This is a genomic window from Pseudidiomarina salinarum (assembly GCF_000753715.1).
In the GTDB taxonomy this organism is placed as follows: domain Bacteria; phylum Pseudomonadota; class Gammaproteobacteria; order Enterobacterales; family Alteromonadaceae; genus Pseudidiomarina; species Pseudidiomarina salinarum.
Map to the genome: position 1 here is coordinate 1 of NZ_JPER01000007.1, position 1493 is coordinate 1493.

At 39.8% G+C, this 1493-nt stretch carries 1 protein-coding gene; it reads right to left on the reverse strand.

The annotated features are described in order from the left end of the window. Window positions 1–200: 200 nt before the first annotated feature. Window positions 201–1091 carry a hypothetical protein gene (locus IDSA_RS10830; RefSeq protein ID WP_034776891.1) on the reverse strand — a complete coding sequence of 297 codons (891 nt, stop codon included), beginning with the start codon at window positions 1089–1091 and terminating at the stop codon, window positions 201–203. Window positions 1092–1493: the final 402 nt, after the last annotated feature.

The following is a 1493-nucleotide window of genomic DNA, read 5'->3' on the forward strand; positions in this document are numbered from 1 at the left end:
GAGTAGGTTATATATCCACATAACGGGCCTCGTCGCAGCGCCGGCCAAGTTTGCTCCTTCGCAGTTGAACTTTTGGGTTAACGTCTCCTCCCGGCACATGACTGTCAGTCAGCTATGAGCGAAAAGCGGCCGTTTCTTCTGTGTTAATTATACCGGGCTAGCAAGAGTGCCCGTAGTAGGCGAAAGTAATTAATATTCGCTCAACGCATCGCTAGCCTTGGTGCATCGCCGATGCTTTTTACTAAATTAAATAGCCACTCTTGAGCTTTAATAATATCTTTTTTTGAAAAATCGCCCTCACCATATCTAGCTCCCGCAGAACACGCTATATCATCTATTTGGGTTATACTTACTCTTTCGATATAACATTTGTTAAACTCGGAGAGTAATTTTCGTATGTTATGACCAAAGTCTTTTCTAAGCTTTTCCTCTCTATAACCTGCGTCCAATAACCAAGACTTCAGTATCTTTTCTGCACACTGCAGATAACCCCATCTAGCTTGTCCGTAATTCGAACTGTGATTTCCTAGTTGTGCGGAAATCGTTTTAAGATCGGCATCAAAATCCTTATAAAGTGGAACTTTCTTTATTTTCCATGTGTTTAGAATCTGTAGCGTTTCGACAGCAAGGTTGAAGTTTGATGCTAATTGTTGCATCTCATTTTCATTTAATGAGTTTACGTAGGCTTGCGTAAGTTGTGGACACATTCTAAGAATATTGGTTTCGTTATTTGCGCCACAGATTTCTAGGTTTGTATCAATAAAGAACATGCAGCGCCCGTAAAAGTCAGGCACTCTGAAACGCCATAAGTCTCCGCGTATTTCTTGGTAAAAAAAACCTAAATCCGAATCGTATTGTTGATTATTACCATATTTAGCGTCATACCACGAAGACAACCAAATAGTCAGTTGATTTCCAAAATCATTGTTCGGTAGCAAATTTTTAGACGATAGTGGTACGGGAATATTATCGAAGTACTTACTCACCTCGCCAGTTGCTTTTATGTACCTTAATGTTATTGGTACACCTTCCTGGATGAGTCGACTATCAATATTCTCGAAGACATCATTTATGATGATTTTTTTATTCAAAGTCCGATCCCCAAATACGTTCTTTTAGCTGATGTTTATTCAGATATAAACCGCCATCGCGATAGAGCAATCGATCAGCTTTCCGAAAATATTATACACCTTGTTTAACATCTTATATCTATAAAGTGACGTCGCATAACTTATAAGAATTAGTCTCGAGGAGCCATTTATGTATGAATTCTATCCGACTCACTTCTGTTTCAGACACTGGTAACAACGGATGTCGGTGATGAGCGAACAGCGGACCTTGTGACTTTGGGTCTACTTCAACTAGTGACTAGCCGTTCCGTTATTCGTAAGTGTGGGTGATGCCAAAGATGCGAGGCACGTTCACTTCGACAATATTGCGTGTTTTGTTGTTGTGTTGTTTATTTACGTCGTTTACTGTCAATGACATAACAA